This window comes from Rhodococcus sp. USK10, from assembly GCF_019378875.1.
In the GTDB taxonomy this organism is placed as follows: Bacteria; Actinomycetota; Actinomycetes; order Mycobacteriales; family Mycobacteriaceae; genus Rhodococcus_F; species Rhodococcus_F pseudokoreensis.
Genome location: NZ_CP076048.1, coordinates 6619648 through 6639136, shown reverse-complemented (window position 1 = coordinate 6639136; position 19489 = coordinate 6619648). Strand labels below are relative to the sequence as shown.

Annotated in this window: 17 protein-coding genes and 1 pseudogene; 3 read left to right on the top strand and 15 right to left on the bottom strand. The window is 60.6% G+C overall.

The window, feature by feature from the left end; genetic code table 11:
- Positions 1–203: 203 nt before the first annotated feature.
- Entirely contained in the window at positions 204–2075 is a 1872-nt protein-coding gene (locus tag I1A62_RS37470; RefSeq protein ID WP_219457320.1) for a DUF4012 domain-containing protein, read from the top strand.
- A 19-nt stretch (positions 2076–2094) separates the two neighbouring features.
- Here the strand turns inward: I1A62_RS37470 and I1A62_RS37465 are convergent, their stop codons facing one another.
- From I1A62_RS37465 to I1A62_RS37455, 3 genes are all read right to left on the bottom strand, one after another.
- Positions 2095–2328 carry a hypothetical protein gene (locus tag I1A62_RS37465; protein WP_219457319.1) on the bottom strand — a complete coding sequence of 78 codons (234 nt, stop codon included), beginning with the start codon at positions 2326–2328 and terminating at the stop codon, positions 2095–2097.
- Positions 2325–3578, bottom strand: coding sequence for a S8 family serine peptidase (locus I1A62_RS37460; RefSeq protein ID WP_219457317.1), 1254 nt, complete (start codon positions 3576–3578; stop codon positions 2325–2327). The genes I1A62_RS37465 and I1A62_RS37460 overlap by 4 nt, the downstream gene beginning before the upstream one ends.
- Positions 3579–3765: 187 nt before the next feature.
- A complete protein-coding gene (locus I1A62_RS37455) occupies positions 3766–4197 on the bottom strand; it encodes a hypothetical protein (protein ID WP_219457316.1) in 432 nt (143 codons plus the stop codon).
- A gap of 289 nt (positions 4198–4486) precedes the next feature.
- Here I1A62_RS37455 and I1A62_RS37450 point away from each other — a divergent pair, with 289 nt between their 5' ends.
- Positions 4487–7105, top strand: a complete 2619-nt coding sequence (locus I1A62_RS37450) for a LuxR family transcriptional regulator (protein ID WP_219457314.1) — start codon at positions 4487–4489, stop codon at positions 7103–7105.
- Positions 7106–7196: 91 nt separating this feature from the next.
- On the opposite strand, the gene I1A62_RS37445 is transcribed toward I1A62_RS37450, so the two are convergent.
- Positions 7197–8516 (bottom strand): HNH endonuclease signature motif containing protein, encoded by a 1320-nt coding sequence (locus I1A62_RS37445; protein WP_219457312.1) that lies wholly within the window; start codon positions 8514–8516, stop codon positions 7197–7199.
- An 87-nt stretch (positions 8517–8603) separates the two neighbouring features.
- On the opposite strand from I1A62_RS37445, the gene I1A62_RS37440 reads away from it, so the two are divergent.
- A complete protein-coding gene (locus I1A62_RS37440; RefSeq protein ID WP_257890633.1) occupies positions 8604–9182 on the top strand; it encodes a cold-shock protein in 579 nt (192 codons plus the stop codon).
- 37 nt (positions 9183–9219) lie between these two features.
- Here the strand turns inward: I1A62_RS37440 and I1A62_RS37435 are convergent, their stop codons facing one another.
- The 11 genes and pseudogenes from I1A62_RS37435 to I1A62_RS47350 form a co-directional block, all read right to left on the bottom strand.
- Positions 9220–9777: a YdcF family protein gene (locus I1A62_RS37435; RefSeq protein ID WP_257890632.1), complete on the bottom strand. Its 558-nt coding sequence runs from the start codon at positions 9775–9777 to the stop codon at positions 9220–9222.
- Positions 9778–9846: 69 nt separating this feature from the next.
- A complete protein-coding gene (locus I1A62_RS37430; protein ID WP_219457310.1) occupies positions 9847–11172 on the bottom strand; it encodes a UDP-glucose/GDP-mannose dehydrogenase family protein in 1326 nt (441 codons plus the stop codon).
- A gap of 48 nt (positions 11173–11220) precedes the next feature.
- The gene (locus I1A62_RS37425) at positions 11221–12183 is read right to left on the bottom strand and encodes a GDP-L-fucose synthase (RefSeq protein ID WP_219461646.1); all 963 of its coding nucleotides are present in this window, start codon (positions 12181–12183) and stop codon (positions 11221–11223) included.
- A complete protein-coding gene (gene gmd, locus I1A62_RS37420) occupies positions 12183–13211 on the bottom strand; it encodes a GDP-mannose 4,6-dehydratase (protein WP_219457308.1) in 1029 nt (342 codons plus the stop codon). The genes I1A62_RS37425 and gmd overlap by 1 nt, the downstream gene beginning before the upstream one ends.
- Positions 13212–13362: 151 nt before the next feature.
- On the bottom strand, positions 13363–14145 hold the full coding sequence (locus tag I1A62_RS37415; protein ID WP_219461642.1) for a WecB/TagA/CpsF family glycosyltransferase: 783 nt from the start codon (positions 14143–14145) through the stop codon (positions 13363–13365).
- A gap of 14 nt (positions 14146–14159) precedes the next feature.
- Positions 14160–15446, bottom strand: a complete 1287-nt coding sequence (locus I1A62_RS37410; protein ID WP_219457306.1) for a hypothetical protein — start codon at positions 15444–15446, stop codon at positions 14160–14162.
- Positions 15437–16651, bottom strand: coding sequence for an O-antigen ligase (locus I1A62_RS37405; protein ID WP_219457305.1), 1215 nt, complete (start codon positions 16649–16651; stop codon positions 15437–15439). The genes I1A62_RS37410 and I1A62_RS37405 overlap by 10 nt, the downstream gene beginning before the upstream one ends.
- Positions 16652–16679: 28 nt before the next feature.
- Positions 16680–17324: a glycosyltransferase gene (locus tag I1A62_RS46700; protein WP_257890631.1), complete on the bottom strand. Its 645-nt coding sequence runs from the start codon at positions 17322–17324 to the stop codon at positions 16680–16682.
- 201 nt (positions 17325–17525) lie between these two features.
- Positions 17526–17825: pseudogene (locus I1A62_RS47355) on the bottom strand (glycosyltransferase family 4 protein); the annotation flags it as partial.
- Positions 17826–17833: 8 nt separating this feature from the next.
- Positions 17834–19000 (bottom strand): glycosyltransferase family 4 protein, encoded by a 1167-nt coding sequence (locus tag I1A62_RS37395; protein WP_219457301.1) that lies wholly within the window; start codon positions 18998–19000, stop codon positions 17834–17836.
- Positions 18990–19331: a DapH/DapD/GlmU-related protein gene (locus I1A62_RS47350; RefSeq protein ID WP_374710850.1), complete on the bottom strand. Its 342-nt coding sequence runs from the start codon at positions 19329–19331 to the stop codon at positions 18990–18992. Before I1A62_RS47350 ends, I1A62_RS37395 begins: the two co-directional genes overlap by 11 nt.
- Positions 19332–19489 lie beyond the last annotated feature (158 nt).

The window sequence follows — 19489 nt, the reverse complement described above, 5'->3', positions numbered from 1 at the left end:
ACGTGCGCGTGCACCCAAACCTCATCCATCATGATTCGGCCACAACGACCGCACACTCATCCCGCTGTCGTATATGGGACGACGAGCAAGATTCGTTACAGACAATAATGAGCAACCGCAGCGCCCACCACGTGAGGGTAGGCGTTGCGATTCACATCACAGATATCCTCTCCGTGCAGTTTTGACGACAGGAGCCAGAACCCGTGAACTATCAATCCCGCGGTGACGCCGACGGCGCGAACCCGAAGCCCGAGAATCCGGGCACTTCTGCGGGAGAACCCACAGTTCGGCGGGTGCGCCGACGCACCAGCGTGCGCAGCAAGGCTTACAAGCGCAAGCGACGTGTTGCCGCCGCATCGGGCGTCGCGGCGCTCGTGATCGTCGCGTTCGGCCTGTGGTTGGGCTACTCCGCGAAGGAGGCGCGGTCAAATCTGTACGAAGCTCGTAATCACGCGCAGCTGGCAAAGGATGCGTTACTGGACGGTAACACCGAGGTTGCCCAGCGGTCGGCGGCCGACGCCGACAAGTACGCGTCGCGGGCCTACGACAACACGCACTCGATTCCGTGGAGCATCACCGCTGCCGTCCCGGTTCTCGGTAGTCCGCTGGCAACTTCTCAGCAGATCTCCGAGGTCGTGCGGGGGCTCACCCGCGACGTGTTGAGTCCCGCCGTGGACGCGGGAAGCACGCTGGCCCCTGATCAGCTGATCGAGGGCGGTGGCCGCGTCAACGTGCAGTCGTTGCGCGACGCCGTTCCGGTACTGGATCGGACATCCGTTGCCGCGCAGTCGCTGTCGGATCAGGCGCAGACCATCGACGAGGCCACCTACCTCGGCGTGGTGAACGAGGCACGCACGGCGTTGCAGGATCAGACGGCGGAGCTGTCGAAGTTGCTGAGCAACACCGCGATCGCCGCGAAGGTGGTGCCGGCGATGCTCGGCGGGGACGGGCCGCGGAACTACTTCCTCGGATTCCAGACGAACGCCGAAGCTCGTGGAACCGGCGGGCTGCTGGGTGGATTCGGCATCGTCCGCGCCACCGACGGCTCGGCGAAGGTCGACACGCTCGCCTCGAATTCGGAACTGTCGATGGACAAGCAACCTATTGATCTCGGCCCCGATTTCGCGGCGCGCTATGGCGAAAGTCGGCCCACCACCGACTTCCGGAACAGCAACCTCAGCTCCCACTTTCCCTACGCCGCACAGATCTGGAAATCACTGTGGGCACAGGAATCCGGCGAACAGGTGGACGGAGCCGTCGCGACCGATCCTGTCGCCCTCAGCTACGTGCTCGGCGCCATCGGCCCGGTCACGATGCCGGACGGCGAGGTGATCACCAAGGACAACGTCGTGGAACTCACCGAATCGACCGCCTACGTGCGATTCGCCGACGACAACAAGGCCCGCAAGCAGTACCTGCAGACTGTCGCCGCGCGCGTGGTCGACAAGATGACCGGCAAGCTGTCGTCCCCGCAGGCTCTGCTCGACGCGCTGGGCAAGGCCGCCGGCGAGGGTCGCATCGCGGTGTGGAGTGCGGACCCCGCCCTCCAGCAGGTGCTTTCGGGCACGAAGGTCGGCAACGTCGTTCCGGACGACGCGGCGCCATATGCGGGTGTCGTGGTGAACAACCAGGGTGGCAACAAGCTCGACTACTACCTGTCCCGTGAGATCGAATATGTGGCGGACAGTTGCGTCGACGGCACCCGTTCGTCGACCGTCACGGTGCGCCTGACCAACAACACACCCGCGGGGGAATTCCCCGACTATGTTGCGGGATTGTTCGAGTCGGTCGGCAACGTGCCGAAGGGCACCAACGCCGTCGACCTGTCGCTGCTCGCCACTCAGGGGGCGACCCTCGACAAGGTGACGATCAACGGCGCTCAGCAGTTCGTCTTCACGGGAACCGAGCGCGGTCACCCCGTGTTCAACGTGCGACCCCTGCTTCAGCGGGGAAAAACCGCCGAGGTGAAGTTTGAGCTCACCGAGCCCACCGCTCCGGGTGAGGCCCGGGTTCCGGTGCAGCCGTTGGTGGATTCGCCGAACGTCACGGTGGACGTGCCGAACTGCGGTAGCTGATTCGGTTCGGGTGCCGCCGCTACTGCGGGTTCGCGTCGGGCGGCGGTATCTGAACGATGTTCTCCGTTTCGACGGACTGCACGCCGGCTACGGATTCGAGGTCTGCGCGATCGTGTTCTGCGACGGCGCCGGAGATGATTCCGATCGTGTCGTGCACCTGATCGACACGCATCCCGTGCGACTGCAGTGCGGCGCCGACCGCTTCGATGGTGTCGAGGTGGTCGGCGTCGACGGTGACGGTGATCCCGATCATGCCGGTGCCTGGATCAGCCCCGACCCGACATCGAGTGACGGCAGCAGGAGTCTCCGGGCCTGTTGGGTGAGGACGGCCCACAGCTCGGTGCCCGAGCGTCCGGTCGCCTCACACCACAGCGCTGCGATGCCCGCGACGTGTGGGGCGGCCATGCTGGTCCCGCTCTTCGTGCCGTACCGCGTCGGCACGGGGACAGTCGAGAACACGCCCACCCCGGGACCCGCCACATCGATCTGACCGCCGATGACGGGGTTGCTGCGGGCCGAGAAGTTGGCCAGTCCGAGCGCCGAGTCGATCGCTGCGACGGCCATGATCGACGGGCTGTTCGCGGGCGGACCCACGAACCCCATGTTCCCTGCCGCGCGGTTCGCGTTGTTGCCTGCGGCCGCGACGATCAGCGACCCCGAGGCCAGTGCCCGGCTGCCCACCGTCTCGTACGCAACGGACACCGCCTCCACGTTCGCACCGAGGGACATCGAGATGACCTGGCAGCCGTTCACGATCGCCCATTCGATTCCGGCGAGAATTCCCCGGTCGGCTCCGCGTCCCTGATCGGACAACACCTTGCCGACGAAGATGTCTGCCTTGTGGGCCACTCCGTATCGGCGGGTGCCGCTCGGGGACTTGGGGCCGCACGCGGTTCCGACGCAGTGCGTGCCGTGCCCGTGACCGTCCTGCGCGGCGGCACCCGGCACAAATGACTGGGCGGTGATGGTGCGGTTCTCGAAATCCGGATGCGCCAGATCGAAGCCGGTGTCGAGGACGGCGACCTTGACGCCGAAGCCCCCGCACGCCGACGCGCTGACATTGGTGGCATGCAGTCCCCACGTGAGCTCCGAGGTGTCGGTGAAGCTTGCCACTTCGGCCCGCACACGAGGATCGGTGCCGATGGAGAGGGCGTAGTGCATCAGCTCGGGTTCGATGGAGAGCACCGGGCCGTCGCCGGCCTCGGCCGCCCGTAGTGCCGCCAGTTGGTCGGGATCGGCGGTGACCACCGCGATCCCCAGTTCGTCGAACACGACGGCGTCGGCTGCCTGCGTCTCCGACAGGTCCAGCGCGCTGGATTCGAATTCGATGCTGCGTGCCACGTCGGACAGACCCGCAACGTCGCGGAGTGTCTGTGCGGCGTCCGTTCGGTTGCCGCCTTCGGTGAAGACGACGACGTGGCTGCCCGTGACTTCGGGTTCGGAGGGAGCGGCGAGTGTGTTGTCGCCGTCGTTGTCGCCGTATGAATTTCCGTGTGATATCACGATGTCGTCCTTGATCGGGGTGAGTCATTGAGGTGAGCGCTGTGGGTCGGTTCGATCGTCGACCGGCGTTCAGAGGGGGCCTTCAGTGTTCGAACACCTCAACGCTCCATCGATTGGTCCCGAATTCCACGAGTGGCGCTCTACCCGACTATTGGGTGGACCGAGCCGGCGGGCAGAGTAGTTCGGCTCACGCCGCCGTCGACTTGGGGTGATACCAGTCGACGACGACGGACCGCACTCCCACCGATGCGATCATCGTGCGGATGGGGCCGTCGACACACAATTGGCTATCGACGTGTCGTGCGCTGGAGCAATCACAGATGTTCGGCGTGGCCGTCAGCCCGATCAGGATTTCCGGGGACGCGCTGGAGCGGCCGCCCTCGATGAGGAGCATCTCCTCGTCGACGACGCGAACCGCGACGTCCCGGCCGTCCGCGACGTCTCCGACGACCAGCGCGAGGTAATCGACATCGTCGTCCTCGTCGCGGGCGGCGATCAGACGGGCCGTGCAGGTTCCCAGTGGCACGAGTTCGTCCAGCACCAGATCGGTGGACTCGGATTCGCGGAGTTCGACCCGTCTCGCCGTCCAACTGAAGAAGGGCTCCGGCCGCGCGGTCATGACGTTCTCCTGTAGTTCGACGCAATAACTTTCCGCGATACGCATTCAGCTTGGCCGAAATGTCAGTTAGTCTCGCGAGTAGCGCCCTACTCGAACGCGCGGGACACGCCTCGGGTCGAGAACGAAACCGAACCGGCGCCCGTGCCGGCCTACTCAACCCGTCGACGCTTCTGGAGTATTACGGCGAAAAGCGACTCCGAGGTTGTATTGCACTGTTTCGCTCCGCAACTCGCGTTCGATCCTCGTCGCGGTGCTGTTTCCGGGGACGCGAGAATCTAGAATCAGACCTATGGGTCCGGTGTGGCCTCTCGTTCAGCGACAAGTCGAGTTCGACGCGATCACCGCGTCGCTCACGGCTCGGTCCGGAGGATGCGGTGTCGTCCTCACGGGCGATCCCGGCGTCGGCAAGACCACTCTCGCGCGGTTCGCCACCGAGTCATTGCCTCGAGAGGTGAAATGGGTGGCGGGCACCGAGTCGGCGCGGAGCATTCCGCTGGGAGTGTTCGCCCATCTGGTCGGAACGTCCACCTCCCGGGATCCGGTCGCCTTTCTGTCCGCTGCGCGGCAAGCACTCCTCGACGACAGCGGACGTCGCGACCTGGTGGTCGGCGTGGACGACGCGCACCTCCTCGATCAGCTCTCGGCGACGTTCCTTCACCAGCTCGCCCTCGACAAGGCCGTCCACATCGTCGCCACCGTTCGCAACGGTGAGACCGTCCCCGACGCAATCACGTCGCTGTGGAAGGACGGCCACCTGCTGCGACTCGAACTGGCGCCGTTCAGCCGGGATCAGAGCATCGAACTGATCGAGTCCGTGCTCGACGGCCCCCTCGAGGGGCTGAGCGCCGACATGATCTGGGAGGCGTCCGGTGGGAACGCGTTGTTCGTCCGGCATCTGGTGGAGGGCGCCCTCGAAGCCGGGACGCTGCGCCGCTCCGGTGGCGTCTGGCAGTTACGGGGACGCGCCGCCATCACCTCCGAACTCGCATCTCTGTTGGAGCACCGGATCGATCAGATTCCCCACGACGTGCTGCAGGCGTTGCAGCTGCTCACGTTCTGCGAGCCGCTCGATCTGGACATCCTCGGTCAGCTGGCGGGCGAGGACGCGGTGGAGGAGGCCGAGCGACGCGGCCTCGTCAGGATCATCGAGGACGGACGCCGGCTCGACGTCCGCTACACGCATCCACTGTTCGGTGAGGTGATCCGGCGACGGGTGGGGCGCGCGGCGGGCCGGCGGCTCCGCGGACGGCTCGTGGAGGCGTTGAGCAGTCGCGCCGTGGTCGGGTCGTCGAATCGGATTCGCCTGGCCGAGTTGGCCCTCGACAGCGATCGATCCGTCGAACCCGCCCTGCTGGTCGACGCCGCCGAGGATGCCATCGGTTTGGCGAATGTTCCTCTGGGCGAACGGCTCGCCCGCGCGGCACTCGACCAGACCGGCAGCTTCGAGGCGGCCGACCTCCTGGCCCGAGCACTGCTGTGGCAGGGACACGCCACCGAGGCGGAATCGTTGCTGCGGTCCTTTTCGCCCGACAGCCTCGACCAGGTGCAGCTGGTGCGCTGGGGCACGTCGCGGATCGCGAACTTGTTCTGGGCGAGCGGCAAGTCGGAGAAGGCCGACGAGGTGCTCGCCGTTCTGCGGGAGAAGGTCACGCACCCCAGCCTCGTGCCGATCATCGAGGGAATCGGCTCGGTATGCTCGGTGTTCGAGAATCGACCCGAGGAGGCGGCAGCGGCGGCGACGGCAATTCTGGCGGCCGACCGGGTGCTTCCGTGGGCGGTCGAGTGGGCGTTCTTCGGCGGCGGGCTGTCCCTCGCACTGATGGGACGCGGCGGGTGTGTGCCGGAACTGGCGGCACGCAGCGCGGCGGTGGCCGATCAGATCGACGGGTTGCTGCGTTTCCCCGCCGGCCACGGCGAAATCCTGGCACTGACGCTGACCGGAAGTTTCGATACGGCTCAGCGGCGTGCCGACGAGTACCTCTCGCTGGCATCCAGCGGCCGGTACGTCGCGTGGGGGCTGGCGAACATCCTGGTCGGAACCGTCGAACTTGCCCGCGGCCGTTTCACCGACGCCGCAGGCCGCCTCGAGCAGGCAATCGCCGCCCTCAACGTCGGTGATACCGCCGACGCCATCTCCTGGAGTTTCCCGGCGTATGTCGCGCTCGGCCAGGGGTATGCGGAACTCGGTCGCATTCACGAGGCGGACGGGATCATCACCGAGGCGCAGGCACGCAACGGCAGGCACGTTGCCGTGTTCGGGCCCCAGCTCATGATGTCGCAGGCGTGGCTTGCCGCGGCACGCGGTGAAACGTCACGGGCCGTTGATCTGTCGCGGTCGGCTGCAGAGTCCGCCTGCACAGCGGGACAGCTCGGCATCGAAATGGTCGCGCTGCACCTCGCCACTCGGTTCGGTGACACCACGACCGCTGCACGCCTCGCCGAGTTGGCGGGCATCTGCGACGGCCGACTCGTCGACGTTGCGGCCATGCATGCGGCGGCGGTCGCGGCGGGTGACGGTTGCGGGGTGGCATCGGCAGCAGCCGAGTTCGAGAGTATCGGCGCTCTGCCGGATGCGGCCGATGCCTACGCTCGCGCAGCGGTTGCCTTCTCGGCTGCCGGAAACAAGCGGCGTTCGATCGAGTGTGCCGCCGCGGCGGAGGCGCTGTCGGCGCGTTGTGACCACATGTCCTCCCCCGCTCTGGTGGAGGCCGCTCATCCGCTGCCGCTGACGAGTCGTGAGCGGGAGGTGGGGTCGATGGTCGCGGCTGGTTTGTCGAATCGGCAGATCGCGGATCGGTTGGTTGTGTCGGTGCGGACTGTGGAGGGGCATATCTACCGTGCGTGTATGAAGTTGGATGTTGCTGATCGCAGTGGGCTTGCGGAGTCGATGGGGACGACAGTTCGGTGATGCCGTGCCCGTGCTCCGGGCACCACGACATGCCGGCTCGGCAACAGGAATCATCCTGTCGCAGAGTCGGCTATGTGCGAGGCGCCCGGGGTCAGGCGATTAGGGGCCGTGTCCGGTTGTGCGCTGGTATCGGCTTTCGTTCCCAGTCGACTTGCTGTGGCGGGATGAAAGTGGGGTGCCGGTCTGCGCCCATTTCGATTTCCCAGGCGCTGTGGTGGAGCAGTCGGTGGTGGAATCCGCACAGCAGTACCAGGTTGCCCATGTCGGTGGGTCCGCTCTCGGACCAGTGGATGATGTGGTGGCCTTCGCACCACGATGGCGGCGCACCGCATCCGGGGAATGCGCATCCTCGATCTCTTGCCACCAGCGCCTTGCGCTGTCGTTTGGTGACGGTTCGGGTGGATATGCCGAGGTCGAGTGGCGCGCCGTTATCGTCGAGCACGATCGGTGTGTAGATCGAGTCGCAACTGAGGAGCCTGGCTGTCCAGAGGCTCAGCGGCCCCATCCACTCGGTCCATGCCACTCCGTCGACGTCGAAGAGTGTGCCGTCGGATGCTGCGGCCGCGGCCTGCTGTCCTCGTTCACTGCACGCGTTGTGTTCGGCCAGGTCTCGTGCGTTGACGTGGAGTGAGACGTGTGGCCGTTCTCCGCCTTCTTCGCCGGCGATCCCGGAGTTGAGGTAGCGGCGCAGCAGTTCGGTGAACCCGTCGGCCCTTCGCTGTCCGGGTGTGCGGGTGTCTTTGGTTCCGTCTTGTGCGGGCCGCGGTTTGGATAGTCCGGAGAGAGCGGAGAGCAGCATTTCGCCGGCGACGGCGTCGAGGTCGCCTTTGAGGGCGATGCGCCCGTTGAGTGTTTTGCAAGCGTGGAATTCGTTGAGTTCGGTGTCTTCGCTGGGCGGCGGGTCGTCGGATTCGAAGATGCGTTCCAGTCTGGCGATGACGGCGCGCAGTGCGTCGGTATTGGCGGTGGGACCGGTTGCTGCGAGCAGCAATGCATTTCGGCAGTCGTCCATCGCCTCATCGGGCATGCCTTTGGGCGGCCGTTCGCAGAACTTCATGATGAGCGCTGCGTGCTCCGCTGAAATGTTGGTGCCGAAGTACTGTTCCGCGATCTCCGGTTGGAAGCGCAAACCTCTGCCCAGCATCACGATTCGTCCGGCGGCTCCCACCTCGAGTAGCGTCTTGGAGGCCAGCCACATCTTGGCGTTCGGAAACCCGAGAACATCTACCGTGCAGCGGTGGTCGACGGCGCCGACGAGTTTGATGCGCAGCGCCTCAAGCCGCTGAATCTCGTCCGAGATACGAACGACCGATTCGAGCAGCTCCGCCTCGGCCAGCCGCCATGCATCACCCACCGCGGTTGTCAGAATCTCGTCCGACAACGCCCCCTGGATATCCTCCCCGATTCCCATGTTCGAATTCTAGTTCGAACATCAGTTCGGGTCAATAGTCGGTGATTCCTTGCCCGCGAGCACTACTCGTCGCGCGACAATGACTGCATGGCAACTTCCGGGGTCGTCCGTAGCTGGAACATCGAGGAGATGCAGGGCATCATCGATTCCGACGAAACGCCGGGCGGGTGCTGGACGTTGTTCCACAGCGTCGCGGTCGAGGGCTTCCCGGCGCTACGCGAGGGCCAGCAGGTGGAGTTCGAGTGGGACACGCTCGACAGCCCAATGAACGGGTGCAACTTCTCCACGATTCGCGCGTGGCCCGCGGGCAGCGAGCCGTACGTGGCGCCACCGCCGGACAGCCCTTACTCGTCCCGGTTGTGGATCACCTTTCCCGACGGCACGGCGAGGGAGATCACCGAAGCGGATGTACCTCCCGTGCCCCCGCGGATTCACGCAGACCGCACTACCGGGATTGTGCGCACTTGGAGCGACGAAGAGGGCTGGGGTGTGATCGATTCCGACGCCACTCCCGGTGGCGCGTGGGCACACTATCGCTACGTCGAAGGCCCGGGGTTTCGTTTCTTGACCCCGGGACACCAAGTGACGTTCGAGCCCGAGTCGACAATCGGCGGAACCCAGGACGGCTACCACTACCGCGCTCTGGACGTTCGGAAGGTGGAGTAGAGCGGCTGTCCGCGCCCCTCACCACGATGGCGAGAATTTAGCTGCGCCCCTGGAAGAACGCCTTGACGAATCCGAACGTCTGATAGAGGTAGATGTACTCCCAGTGGGCGACGCTGAAGTCGTAGTCACGCGGGACCGGCCGCATGACGATCTCGCCGTCGAAGCACTGGGAGAAGATGTACCGCGCACGCGGCAGGTGATACCGCCAGCTGATCACCATGACGCTTGTCCACCCGTGCTGGGCGGCGAGATCCCGCGTGAACAGGGCCTCGCCGCGCGTCGCACGCGGTTGCGGTCGGACGCAGGTGACGGTGAATCGCGGGTCCTGGACGGCGCAGAACTCGGCCATCTTGGGGTCATCCTTCCAATATGGGTTCGACAGAACCACATTCGACGAGAGCCCATCGCGCGCAAGTTCGATGCCGTACTCCTCGCGACCGTCACGATCACCACCAAGCACGATGATGGCATCGACAGGCTGCATCGGGTCAACGCGCGACTTGGAGTAGAGGAAGTAGCCGACCCCGCCCAAGCCGGCCATTCCGACCGCCACAGCACCCAGAGCACTCATCGCAAGGATCGCCAGTCGCTGCACCGTTCCCAGCGTAGACGGCATCATCTTGCGCTGCGGAACGGAACAGCGTGGCAGTTGCCTGCTTTCCCGCTATGGCCTTCCCAGTCCCCTGTAGGTCCAGCCGGCATCGCGCCATTGTTGCGGATCGAGGCAGTTGCGGCCGTCGATGAGGACCTTCTTGCGAACCACCGCGTCCAGATCTGCTGGTTGAAGCTTCTGGAACTCAGGCCATTCGGTCAGCACCAGGACGACATCGGCTCCTTCGCACGCATCCAGCGCGGTGTCCGAGTATCCGAGTGTGGGGAACAGCGCCCGCGAATTGTCCATCGCCTTCGGGTCGTACACGTTGACCGCGGCGCCCTGAAGTTGAATCTGGCCGGCGACATTCAGGGCAGGAGAATCACGCACATCGTCGGAATCTGGTTTGAATGCCGCGCCCAACACCGCGACCCTGGCACCCAAGAGTGAACCGCATGCTTCGCGCGCGAGTTCCACCATGCGGGTTCGACGGCGCATGTTGATGTTGTCGACTTCGCGTAGGAAGGTGAGCGCTTGGTCGGCACCCAACTCACCGGCCCGCGCCATGAATGCCCGGATGTCTTTCGGCAGGCAGCCACCGCCGAAGCCAAGACCGGCGTTGAGGAAGCGCCGACCGATTCGAGCGTCATGGCCGATTGCGTCAGCCAGTACCGTGACGTCGGCGCCGGACGCCTCACACACTTCCGCGATCGCGTTGATAAACGAGATCTTAGTGGCAAGGAATGCGTTCGCTGAGGCCTTCACCAGTTCAGCCGTGGCGAGATCCGAGACCAGGAACGGGATGCCCTCGTCCAGTAACTGCGCGTACACCTCGCGCGCAACCGACTCAGCCCGCCCGGGTCGATCACGATCCACTCCGAGGACCAGGCGATCCGGGTGCAACGTGTCTTGAACGGCGAAGCCCTCACGCAGGAACTCGGGATTCCAAGCTACCTCGACGGCATCTCCGGCCGGCGACAGCTCGCGAGCGCGGGCACCCAATCGCTCTGCAGTTCCGACGGGAACCGTCGACTTACCGAAGATCACCGCCGGACCGGCGAGAAGCGGTGCGAGGGTTTCGATAACAGCATCAACGAACTTCAGGTCGGCGGCGAACTCCCCCTTCTTCTGAGGGGTACCGACGCCGAGGAAGTGTATTTCGGCGAACTCGGCCGCTTCCTCGTACGAGGACGTGAAGCGAAGACGCCCGGCGGCGATGTTTCGCCGCAAGACTTCTTCGAGCCCCGGCTCGTAAAAGGGCACCTCGCCAGCTTCGAGCTTGGCTAGCTTAGCCGCGTCGACATCGACGCCGAGCACCTCGTGGCCCAGTTCAGCCATGCATGCGGCATGGGTAGCACCGAGATAGCCGGTACCGAACACTGCTATGCGTGTTGTCATTTCGAGTTACCTATCAAAGACAGCGGACGTGTCGGGTTCGATCGTCGACTAGGTGCGGACAGTATTCACATGCTCGCGATACCACTGAACGGTCGACGCTATTCCGTCCCTGAGTCCGATCGTGGGCTCCCACCCAGACTGGCGCAGTTTGGTGACATCGAGAAGCTTCCGCGGTGTGCCGTCGGGCTTGGTGGTGTCCCACTCGATCCGACCGTCGTACCCCACCTCGTCGGCAACGATCTCCGCGATCTCACTGATCGTGGAGTCCTCTCCCGTACCGACATTGACTTGGTCCGGTCCGTCGTAGTTTTCGAGCAGATGAAGGCAGGCCGAGGCCATGTCATCAACATGCAGGAACTCGCGACGCGGCGAGCCGGTCCCCCAGTTTGTCACCGACTCGGCACCGCTCCGACGTGCCTCGTCGAACCGCCGAATGAGAGCAGGAAGCACATGCGACCCCTGTGGGGAAAAGTTGTCTCCAGGTCCGTAGAGATTTGTCGGCATGGCAGAGATCCACGGGAGCCCGTGCTGTCGTCGCACCGCTTGAATCTGCAGAATCCCCGCGATCTTCGCGATTGCGTACGCATCATTCGTGGGCTCGAGGTGACCGGTAAGGAGGTACTCCTCCTTGATCGGCTGCGGAGCAAGCTTCGGGTAGATGCACGACGATCCGAGGAACAGCAGTCGTTCGACCCCGTGCTCTAGAGCCGCATCCAACACATTGACCTGGATGCGCAAATTCTCGGAGAGAAAGTCGACCGGGTAGGAACTGTTCGCCAGGATCCCACCCACTTTGGCGGCCGCCAGCACGACGTACTGCGGCTTAGCTTCAGCGAAGAATGCAAAAACCGCAGCCCGGTCTCGCAGGTCCAACTCACCCGACGATCGCCCAATCAGACGCTCGAAGCCAGCGGACTCCAGCGTTCGCCAGATGGCCGAGCCAACGAGACCGCGGTGTCCTGCGACGAAGAACGACGCTGACCGGTCGAGAGCCTCAGAGGTCTGGGGCATCACAGGATTTCCCAGTCCGGGTGAGACGGCGAATCAATCCACGGCCGGCCTTCATGCTCGAGCGCCTTGATATCTGCATCGACCATGATCTTCGCCAGCTCGGGGGTGTGGACCGCCGCTTTCCAGCCCAACTTCTCTTCAGCCTTGCTTGCGTCGCCGATCAAGGCATCAACCTCTGTGGGCCGAAGGTAGCGCTCATCGAACCGGACGTGCTTCTCCCAGTCCAGGCCGGCGTGCTCGAATGCCACTGTGAGGAAGTCGCGCACAGAGTATCTGCCACCAGTTGCCAGGCAGTAGTCATCAGGCTCGTCGGCCTGCAGCATTCGCCACATTCCCTCGACGTACTCGGGCGCATAGCCCCAGTCGCGGATTGCGTCGAGGTTACCCATGTAGAGGTTCTCCTCGATGCCCGATTTGATCCGCGCCACGGCGCGGGTGATCTTTCGAGTCACGAACGTCTCACCGCGTCGTGGAGACTCATGGTTGAACAGGATTCCATTGACCGCGAAGATTCCGTATGCCTCACGGTAATTCTTCGTCACCCAGTACGAGTAGACCTTCGCAGCGCCGTATGGGGACCGCGGATAGAACGGCGTCTCCTCGTTTTGCGGTGGCGGTGTTGCACCGAACATCTCCGAGCTCGACGCCTGGTAAAACTTGCAGTCCAAACCGGCCAATCGAACTGCCTCGAGAAGCCGGACCGAACCCACACCCGTGGTGTTGCCTGTGTGCTCGGGTTCATCGAAGCTCACTCGAACGTGAGACTGCGCTGCCAGGTTGTATACCTCATCAGGCTGGATCTGAGACAACAATGTAACAAGACGTGCGCCATCGCTTAGATCTCCATAGTGCAGGAACAGCTTCGCAGCAGGATCGTGCGGGTCCACGTAGAGATGCTCAATCCGGGACGTATTGAAACTCGACGAACGCCGAATTAACCCATGAACTTCATAACCCTTTCGAAGAAGCAGTTCGGCCAGATAAGATCCATCTTGACCGGTAATACCCGTAATCAGTGCGCGTTTCATGATCCTCCATTCCAAAAGTCAGTACATGTCCAACAAAACTGCACCGCACCCCGACGTAACATCGGAACCCAGATCGCAGAATTACTAAAAGTCAAACCGGATACCCACCCTGGGCTAGACATCCAGATAAGTGCTCACGGTTCGCTTGCCACTATCCCCGCAATTGAAACCCTCCCAAAGCCGCCACACGCAGAAAAGTGAGATTTCCGAAGACGTACCGCCGCCATAGACGCCGAGGCTCTTTCATAAAACGATAAAGCCACTCGAACCCAGATCGCTGAACTATCAGCGGAGCTTCACGAGAAGTTCCAGCAACGAAATCGAAAGCGGCCCCAACTGCGACACATGGCTGACCAACCATGCTAGATAACCGCGCGGCAGCAAAATCCTGCTTCGGCGTACCCAAGGCAACCCAAACGATTTGAGAATCGGTCTTCCGAATTGCATCCTCGGCGGCTCTGTAGAACTCGTGATCCAAGGGTCCAAATGGCGGGGAGTAGAAACCCGATATTTTCGCGCCCGGGTACCTTCGCCGAACTTCTTCAGTCAGTTGAAGCAGGGTATCCTCGGTGGTTCCAAGAAAAAAATGACGGAGCTCATCTTCTCGCCCGCGATCAAGAGTCGAGACAAAGAGGGACGGACCCCTCACCCTCATTGGACGAATCATCCCCCTCATCCTCCCCCGCATGAACCACACAATCGGAAGACCGTCAGGAAATGCAATTCCTCGACCAGAAAAAAGTGCGGCATATTCGGGATCCTTCGACGCATGAGCAACGCAATAAGCGTTGCTCAAGAAAACCGGAATAGATATCGATTGAAGGCCGAGGTTAATAACGAACTCTGTCGCAGATCGCAGCGTCGTCGCCGCGAAGGGAATCTCACCTATCAAACATGTCGGGTGAACCTCTGGATTTTGGGTACTCGTCGCCATCTTCTCGCTCTCGCTCAACTGAAATCACGCAATCCTGGGGAACCCGTATGCACGCTCGATTCAACGGGCTCTTCACTCCTAAGCCGTGTACTACGTAGAAAAAGCCACCAGACCGCAAGTGCGGCGACAATACTCGCAACCATGAGCCCTACCGCTGCACCAAGAGTGTCCGCAACTTTGTAACCAACAATTACTGCGGCCGGCCCAACTGGAAGGAGCGCAAGTCGGACCACCATCGTTTGTCGCGAGATCTGTAGTGCACGAAAACCGAGCATCGCACCCAGAGTCACGCCAGAAGCAGCCTGGGCGATTCCCATGGGCCACACAAGCCCATGACCCAGCACCCAGTTCTCGCCGAGAACGAGTCGTCCCCAGTGTGGCGGGATGACGCTTACAAGGACTATATACAAAATCGATATCCCAAAGACCACGCCAGAGATTGTCGCGGCGTAGTGCCGCACATCCCGCTTCCGGTCGGCACCGAGACCGATAAGCACAGTGCTTACCGAGAGAATAATTCCCTGGGAAAATACCCCTAGCGGACCGAGAACAACCTGGATGGCCCTAATCCCTCCAACCGCGGTCAAACTACCGACCATGCTCAGGACCAAGATGGCGATATACTGACTGGCTGACGCCGCAATGGACTCGACGGCCAAGTTCATACCAGTACGCCCATTCCGCGAGATAAAAATTCGCATATCCGAACAGGACCAGCGACTCCAAATGGCCCTAGGGGCGCAAAACACAGAGAGTAAGGCACTCAGAGCCCAGACAACTACTTGCGTTGGCACAGTTGGATCACCAACTGCATGAAGCCACAAGAGAAGCCCGAATTGCACTCCGGCCCAGACAACGTCGATACTCAGCACTCGCTTAATGCCGCACTCGTTCAGCACCACGTATCGAACAACATCCTGAAGCAGGATGCAGGGGATTAGAAAGGAAAACGCGAGAACCAACGAGACGTACTCACTGCCTATAAACACCAAAGACAAACACGCGATTGACGCAAGCGCGACACCCGAAATCAACACTGCAGTAGCAGCGCCCGCACGTAGTCTCGGACCCGGCATATTGCTGCTGAGTTTCGAACGGCCAAAATCCATCATGTATGGCATAACGAACTGAGCACGCTCTATTGTAATCAAAATCGTCGCAATCGCAAAGACGACCCCATACGAACCAAACTCGTCAGGATTCGCATTCCTCGCAATGAAAAATGCCAGACCCAAACTCGTCAACGAGTACACGCCCTGATCCAAAAGTCCCCAGAACGCAGACTTCAATTTCACGAGCATGCTCGCTCGATTCTTGCCATACTGTTCAATGAGAGTACAACAGATAAACTAAAGAACAGCGCCGTGCGAATATCAATTAATATCGGATTCACACTGCACATCACGAGTATGGATGCAATCGCTGACATGCCTGTCACGAGTATGACCCGATCCTCCGTAGGCGCCGATCGAGAGGACAGCGTCACAACGCCGCGAATCAGAAATATCACCATAATTGCAACGAAGGCAGCTGCGAAAACTATCCCACCACCAATTGCCAGCTGCAAATAGTCGTTATGGACAGGAACGTACTTGAACTTCCCTGTAATGCCACCTGGAGCATATATTGCAATGTCTTCAATAAACCAGGATCCAAACCAAGGGCGATCAAAGAATTTCCGTAGGCCAATCTCAAGTAGGGCCTCGCGAGTTTCAGAATTATCCGTCTTCCCAACCGAAGTGAAATAGTGGCTAATCGAACCCAATACGAGGTCTATATTCATTGCGATCGAACTGCATATGGCGACTGCGGCCGCCAGGACTAGAATCATCTGCGCGCGATTCACATAGAATGCGCAAATGCAAATCGCAGCTACCGCAAATCCGAGAAGATAACTGAGAGCGGGGTAATTCAAGTACGTCACGATTATTGCAGCCATTACTAGCGCAAGTTCCAACCACCTCAACGTCACGGTTGCCAAAACTGCTCCGGCCACAAGAAAGAAGCTGGTCTGGTGGTGAAAGTGACCTTCAGACGATAGGGGAACCGAAAACTGTACGACAAGAATTGCGAAAACCGAATACACAGCGCTCAGGATCCGAATAAGCGCTACTACACCGTTAACGGGCAAGACACGCCCTGACGCCCACCACAGCACCACTAGCACCATCGCGAGAAAGAACGGCAGCGCGTTACCTTCCTGACCGTAAAAGATTCTTCCTGCAACAGTTCCAAGAAGCCCCCACCCAACCAGGAATGACAAAGATGTAACGTCAACGCTTCGCCTCCTGGCCGGTCCCGTAAATGAGTTCACCATTGCAGTTACGGTTGCGAAGGTCGCAAAATACCAAAGACTCGGTGATATTCCGTACCTGTAGTGAATGCCGGAAGCGAATACACAAACCGCTCCGAAAGAAATCACCCAAAACGCTCGCGGCCAGCCATTCGAATAGCCGGAGAGCTGGCCCTGCGTTTCTTTGTTGTGCACTTCTTCGGTGGTGTACATGTAACTCCTTCCTGCCACTATGCCGGCGCTAATCCGACTTTCGATTGGCCCCAATTGCCTCGTTGTATATTTCCTGAAGTCTCAACGTCGTCGCTTCTGGCGAAAGAATATCGTCGTACCGTCGACGGGCGGAATCCCGTTTGGATTCGGCGATACTGTAGTGTTCGTCGATTCCGCGCGCGACTGCCTGCGCGGTAGACGCGATCTGCCAGCCCCCGTCTCCGATCAATTCCGTAAGTGCACCCCTGCCGCTATGAAGCACCGGCGTGCCCATTGCCAGACTCTCGAGAACGACCCGCCCAAAGGGCTCTTCCCACAGCGGAATAACTACAGACAGCCGAGATTTGGCAATCAAACGCATAGCTTCCCCGTGTGAAATTTCAGCACAGAATTGCACTAACCCCGGGTATCGCTTGAGTAAATCCTCCGCTTCCGCCCTGAGGGAACCGCTTCCCACGATTGTCAATGGCGGACGATGCGACTTTTCCCAACCACTCAAAAAGTGATGGAATCCTTTCTCCGGCTCCAGTCGGCCAACCCATATCAATCCCGACTTTTCGGCAGAATTTCTAGTTGGCTCTTCTTCGAGACAGTTATACTTAACTCGAATTTCGTACTTTCCTGGTTCATTCAGCTCTATCCGGTCCTTCATGGCGTGAGACAGAGCGATCACGAACCGAGGCTTTCCCGATTCCTTCCGCCGCTCACTTCGTATCCCTATGTCGTGCAACAAAATGGCTGAACTAGCAGGACGACTGTCGCGGTAGCAACCGTTCAGGACGCCGCGCCAAGCAGTTGCCGATTTCACGCACGCGTGACATTCCGCCTTTTCCCGAAAATGATTCGCGCTGAGGCAACTCCATCGATAGTTTCTCAGCGTTTGCACGTATGGTATTCCAGATTGACGAATTGCTCGGATTCCGCCAACACCCCAACTTGGCCATAAATTCTGAACATGAATGAGGTCTGGTTGAAAATCGTCGATTGCGTCGTGCATCGCACGCGACGTTCCACGGCCGGTTACTAGGTAGTCAACGACTTGAAGCGAGGATAACGATTCAGGGGTCGAGCGTAGGAGAAGTCGAACCTCGGCACCGGCCGCCCGAAGGTGGCTCGCCTCGGCGTAGACACTCTTCGTTTCTCCCCCGGCAACCCGGTAGTCGTTGTGGACCATCAAGACTCTCACGGCAGGGCCTCATACATGCGCTTGATCCGGCACTCGAACTTGTCCAGATCCCAAGCATCTATTGCCTGGGCAGTGCGCTCGCCCTCAGCAATCGAGATCAAATTTGCGACGATAGAATGCACCGGGTCATCAATGTCGATGAAGCACGCATTCGATTTAGCGAGCGAGGGGCCGCCACCCAAATCAAAACAAACCACCGGCAATCCACTAGCGGCCGCCTCGGCTACTGCCCAGGGCGCACTGTCGTGAAGACTGGGAAATACAAATGCATCAGCGATTGACAGTGCGTTCAATACCTCCGAGCGTGGCCTTCGACCAAAGAATGTGATTCGATCTTGCACTCCGAGGTCATAGGCAAGTGCCTCGAACGCGGCTCGAGCCTTTCCGTCCCCGTATACATGAAGTTGCCACTTAAACTCTCGGTCATGAGCGAGAGCAAGTATTGCAATTCTAAGGCCCTTCCACTCAACAAGACGTCCAACATAAACCGCCGTCATCATGTCGTTTGACCTGGCCGCCACGGGAGTGTCTGAAATTTCAACGATCGCATTCGGTTCGACCACAATTCGCTCAGCACCTAGGCGGCCAAGTTCACGAGCCGTATCAGAATTGAGTGCTACACACAAGGATGAGTTCCTAATCGTTCGTCGCGCCACGGTAGAACGAGAAACTTTACTTACGACTATTCTCAATCCTTCGGCAAGATTGGCCCGCCTGCTCAGATATCTCCTTAGCTCCTTCGGCGTGCGTGTACTCCCACCGACAGGACCCCATACCGTCGGCACTCCAAGTCCACCGATACAGCTGGGGAGCCAGTCACTCGCATAGGTAACATGATGAAGTAGATCGTACCGATGTGAACGGTTTCGGTTACGCAACACGGTTCGCGCCTTCATTAGCCAGTAGGCGTATTTTGGATATCTCCACACCCCGTCTCGGTCAACGGAATCGAGGGGTGTCGCGACTCGGACTACCTCAACCTTAAGACCCGCCGCTCTGACCGCATCTTCGAGTTCTTTGCCCTCCCCAGCGCGAGTGAAGACGTCGACGTCGTGCAGTTTCGCAATTGCTGAAAGCCATTGCCAGCCTGCTCCCGGCTCTGAGCCTTCGCAAGGGTGACATGCATACGCGACTAATCCGACACGGAGTCGTCTATTTGTCATCCCGACTCGCCTCCACGGTCCCGACGGGCCTAGCTGGGTTTCCTGCAACAATGGTATTTCTTGGTACGTCGCGAGTCACAATCGATCCTGCGCCGATTACTGAGTTCCGTCCGACCTGGACTCCCTTGAGGATAATTGCATTAGCGCCGACGAACACGTTTTCCTCTATAGTGACGCAATCGGACGGCTGCGGTTTTGGTATCGGTGCATATCGCCGTAAATCGCCATGAGTCGGATGGAAGTCGGTATCAGCGATAATAACGTTGGCGCCGAGGAGAACTCCGTCACCAATTACAATTCTGTACGCCGCACACAGCGATGCTCCACTCATGCCGACGTTGGAACCGATACAGATTGATGATTCCGGAAGAAGCGTCCGCAATACCGCTTCGTGGTGCACACCGAGCGCGGTGTGGCTCGATACCGAGACGATGGTGGTCCCAGCTCCAATTTTCACGGTCGAGTTCGGTGACAAAGTGATACAGGGTC

Excerpts from the sequence above, each read along its gene's own strand:
- I1A62_RS37465 (WP_219457319.1), bottom strand. The coding sequence starts at position 2,328 with ATGATCGGGATCACCGTCACCGTCGACGCCGACCACCTCGACACCATC.
- I1A62_RS37455 (WP_219457316.1), bottom strand. The coding sequence starts at position 4,197 with ATGACCGCGCGGCCGGAGCCCTTCTTCAGTTGGACGGCGAGACGGGTC.
- I1A62_RS37450 (WP_219457314.1), top strand. The coding sequence starts at position 4,487 with ATGGGTCCGGTGTGGCCTCTCGTTCAGCGACAAGTCGAGTTCGACGCG.
- I1A62_RS37445 (WP_219457312.1), bottom strand. The coding sequence starts at position 8,516 with ATGGGAATCGGGGAGGATATCCAGGGGGCGTTGTCGGACGAGATTCTG.
- I1A62_RS37440 (WP_257890633.1), top strand. The coding sequence starts at position 8,604 with ATGGCAACTTCCGGGGTCGTCCGTAGCTGGAACATCGAGGAGATGCAG.
- I1A62_RS37430 (WP_219457310.1), bottom strand. The coding sequence starts at position 11,172 with ATGACAACACGCATAGCAGTGTTCGGTACCGGCTATCTCGGTGCTACC.
- I1A62_RS37425 (WP_219461646.1), bottom strand. The coding sequence starts at position 12,183 with ATGCCCCAGACCTCTGAGGCTCTCGACCGGTCAGCGTCGTTCTTCGTC.
- gmd (WP_219457308.1), bottom strand. The coding sequence starts at position 13,211 with ATGAAACGCGCACTGATTACGGGTATTACCGGTCAAGATGGATCTTAT.
- I1A62_RS37415 (WP_219461642.1), bottom strand. The coding sequence starts at position 14,145 with ATGGCGACGAGTACCCAAAATCCAGAGGTTCACCCGACATGTTTGATA.
- I1A62_RS37410 (WP_219457306.1), bottom strand. The coding sequence starts at position 15,446 with ATGCTCGTGAAATTGAAGTCTGCGTTCTGGGGACTTTTGGATCAGGGC.
- I1A62_RS37405 (WP_219457305.1), bottom strand. The coding sequence starts at position 16,651 with ATGTACACCACCGAAGAAGTGCACAACAAAGAAACGCAGGGCCAGCTC.
- I1A62_RS37395 (WP_219457301.1), bottom strand. The coding sequence starts at position 19,000 with ATGACAAATAGACGACTCCGTGTCGGATTAGTCGCGTATGCATGTCAC.
- I1A62_RS47350 (WP_374710850.1), bottom strand. The coding sequence starts at position 19,331 with ATGAGTGGAGCATCGCTGTGTGCGGCGTACAGAATTGTAATTGGTGAC.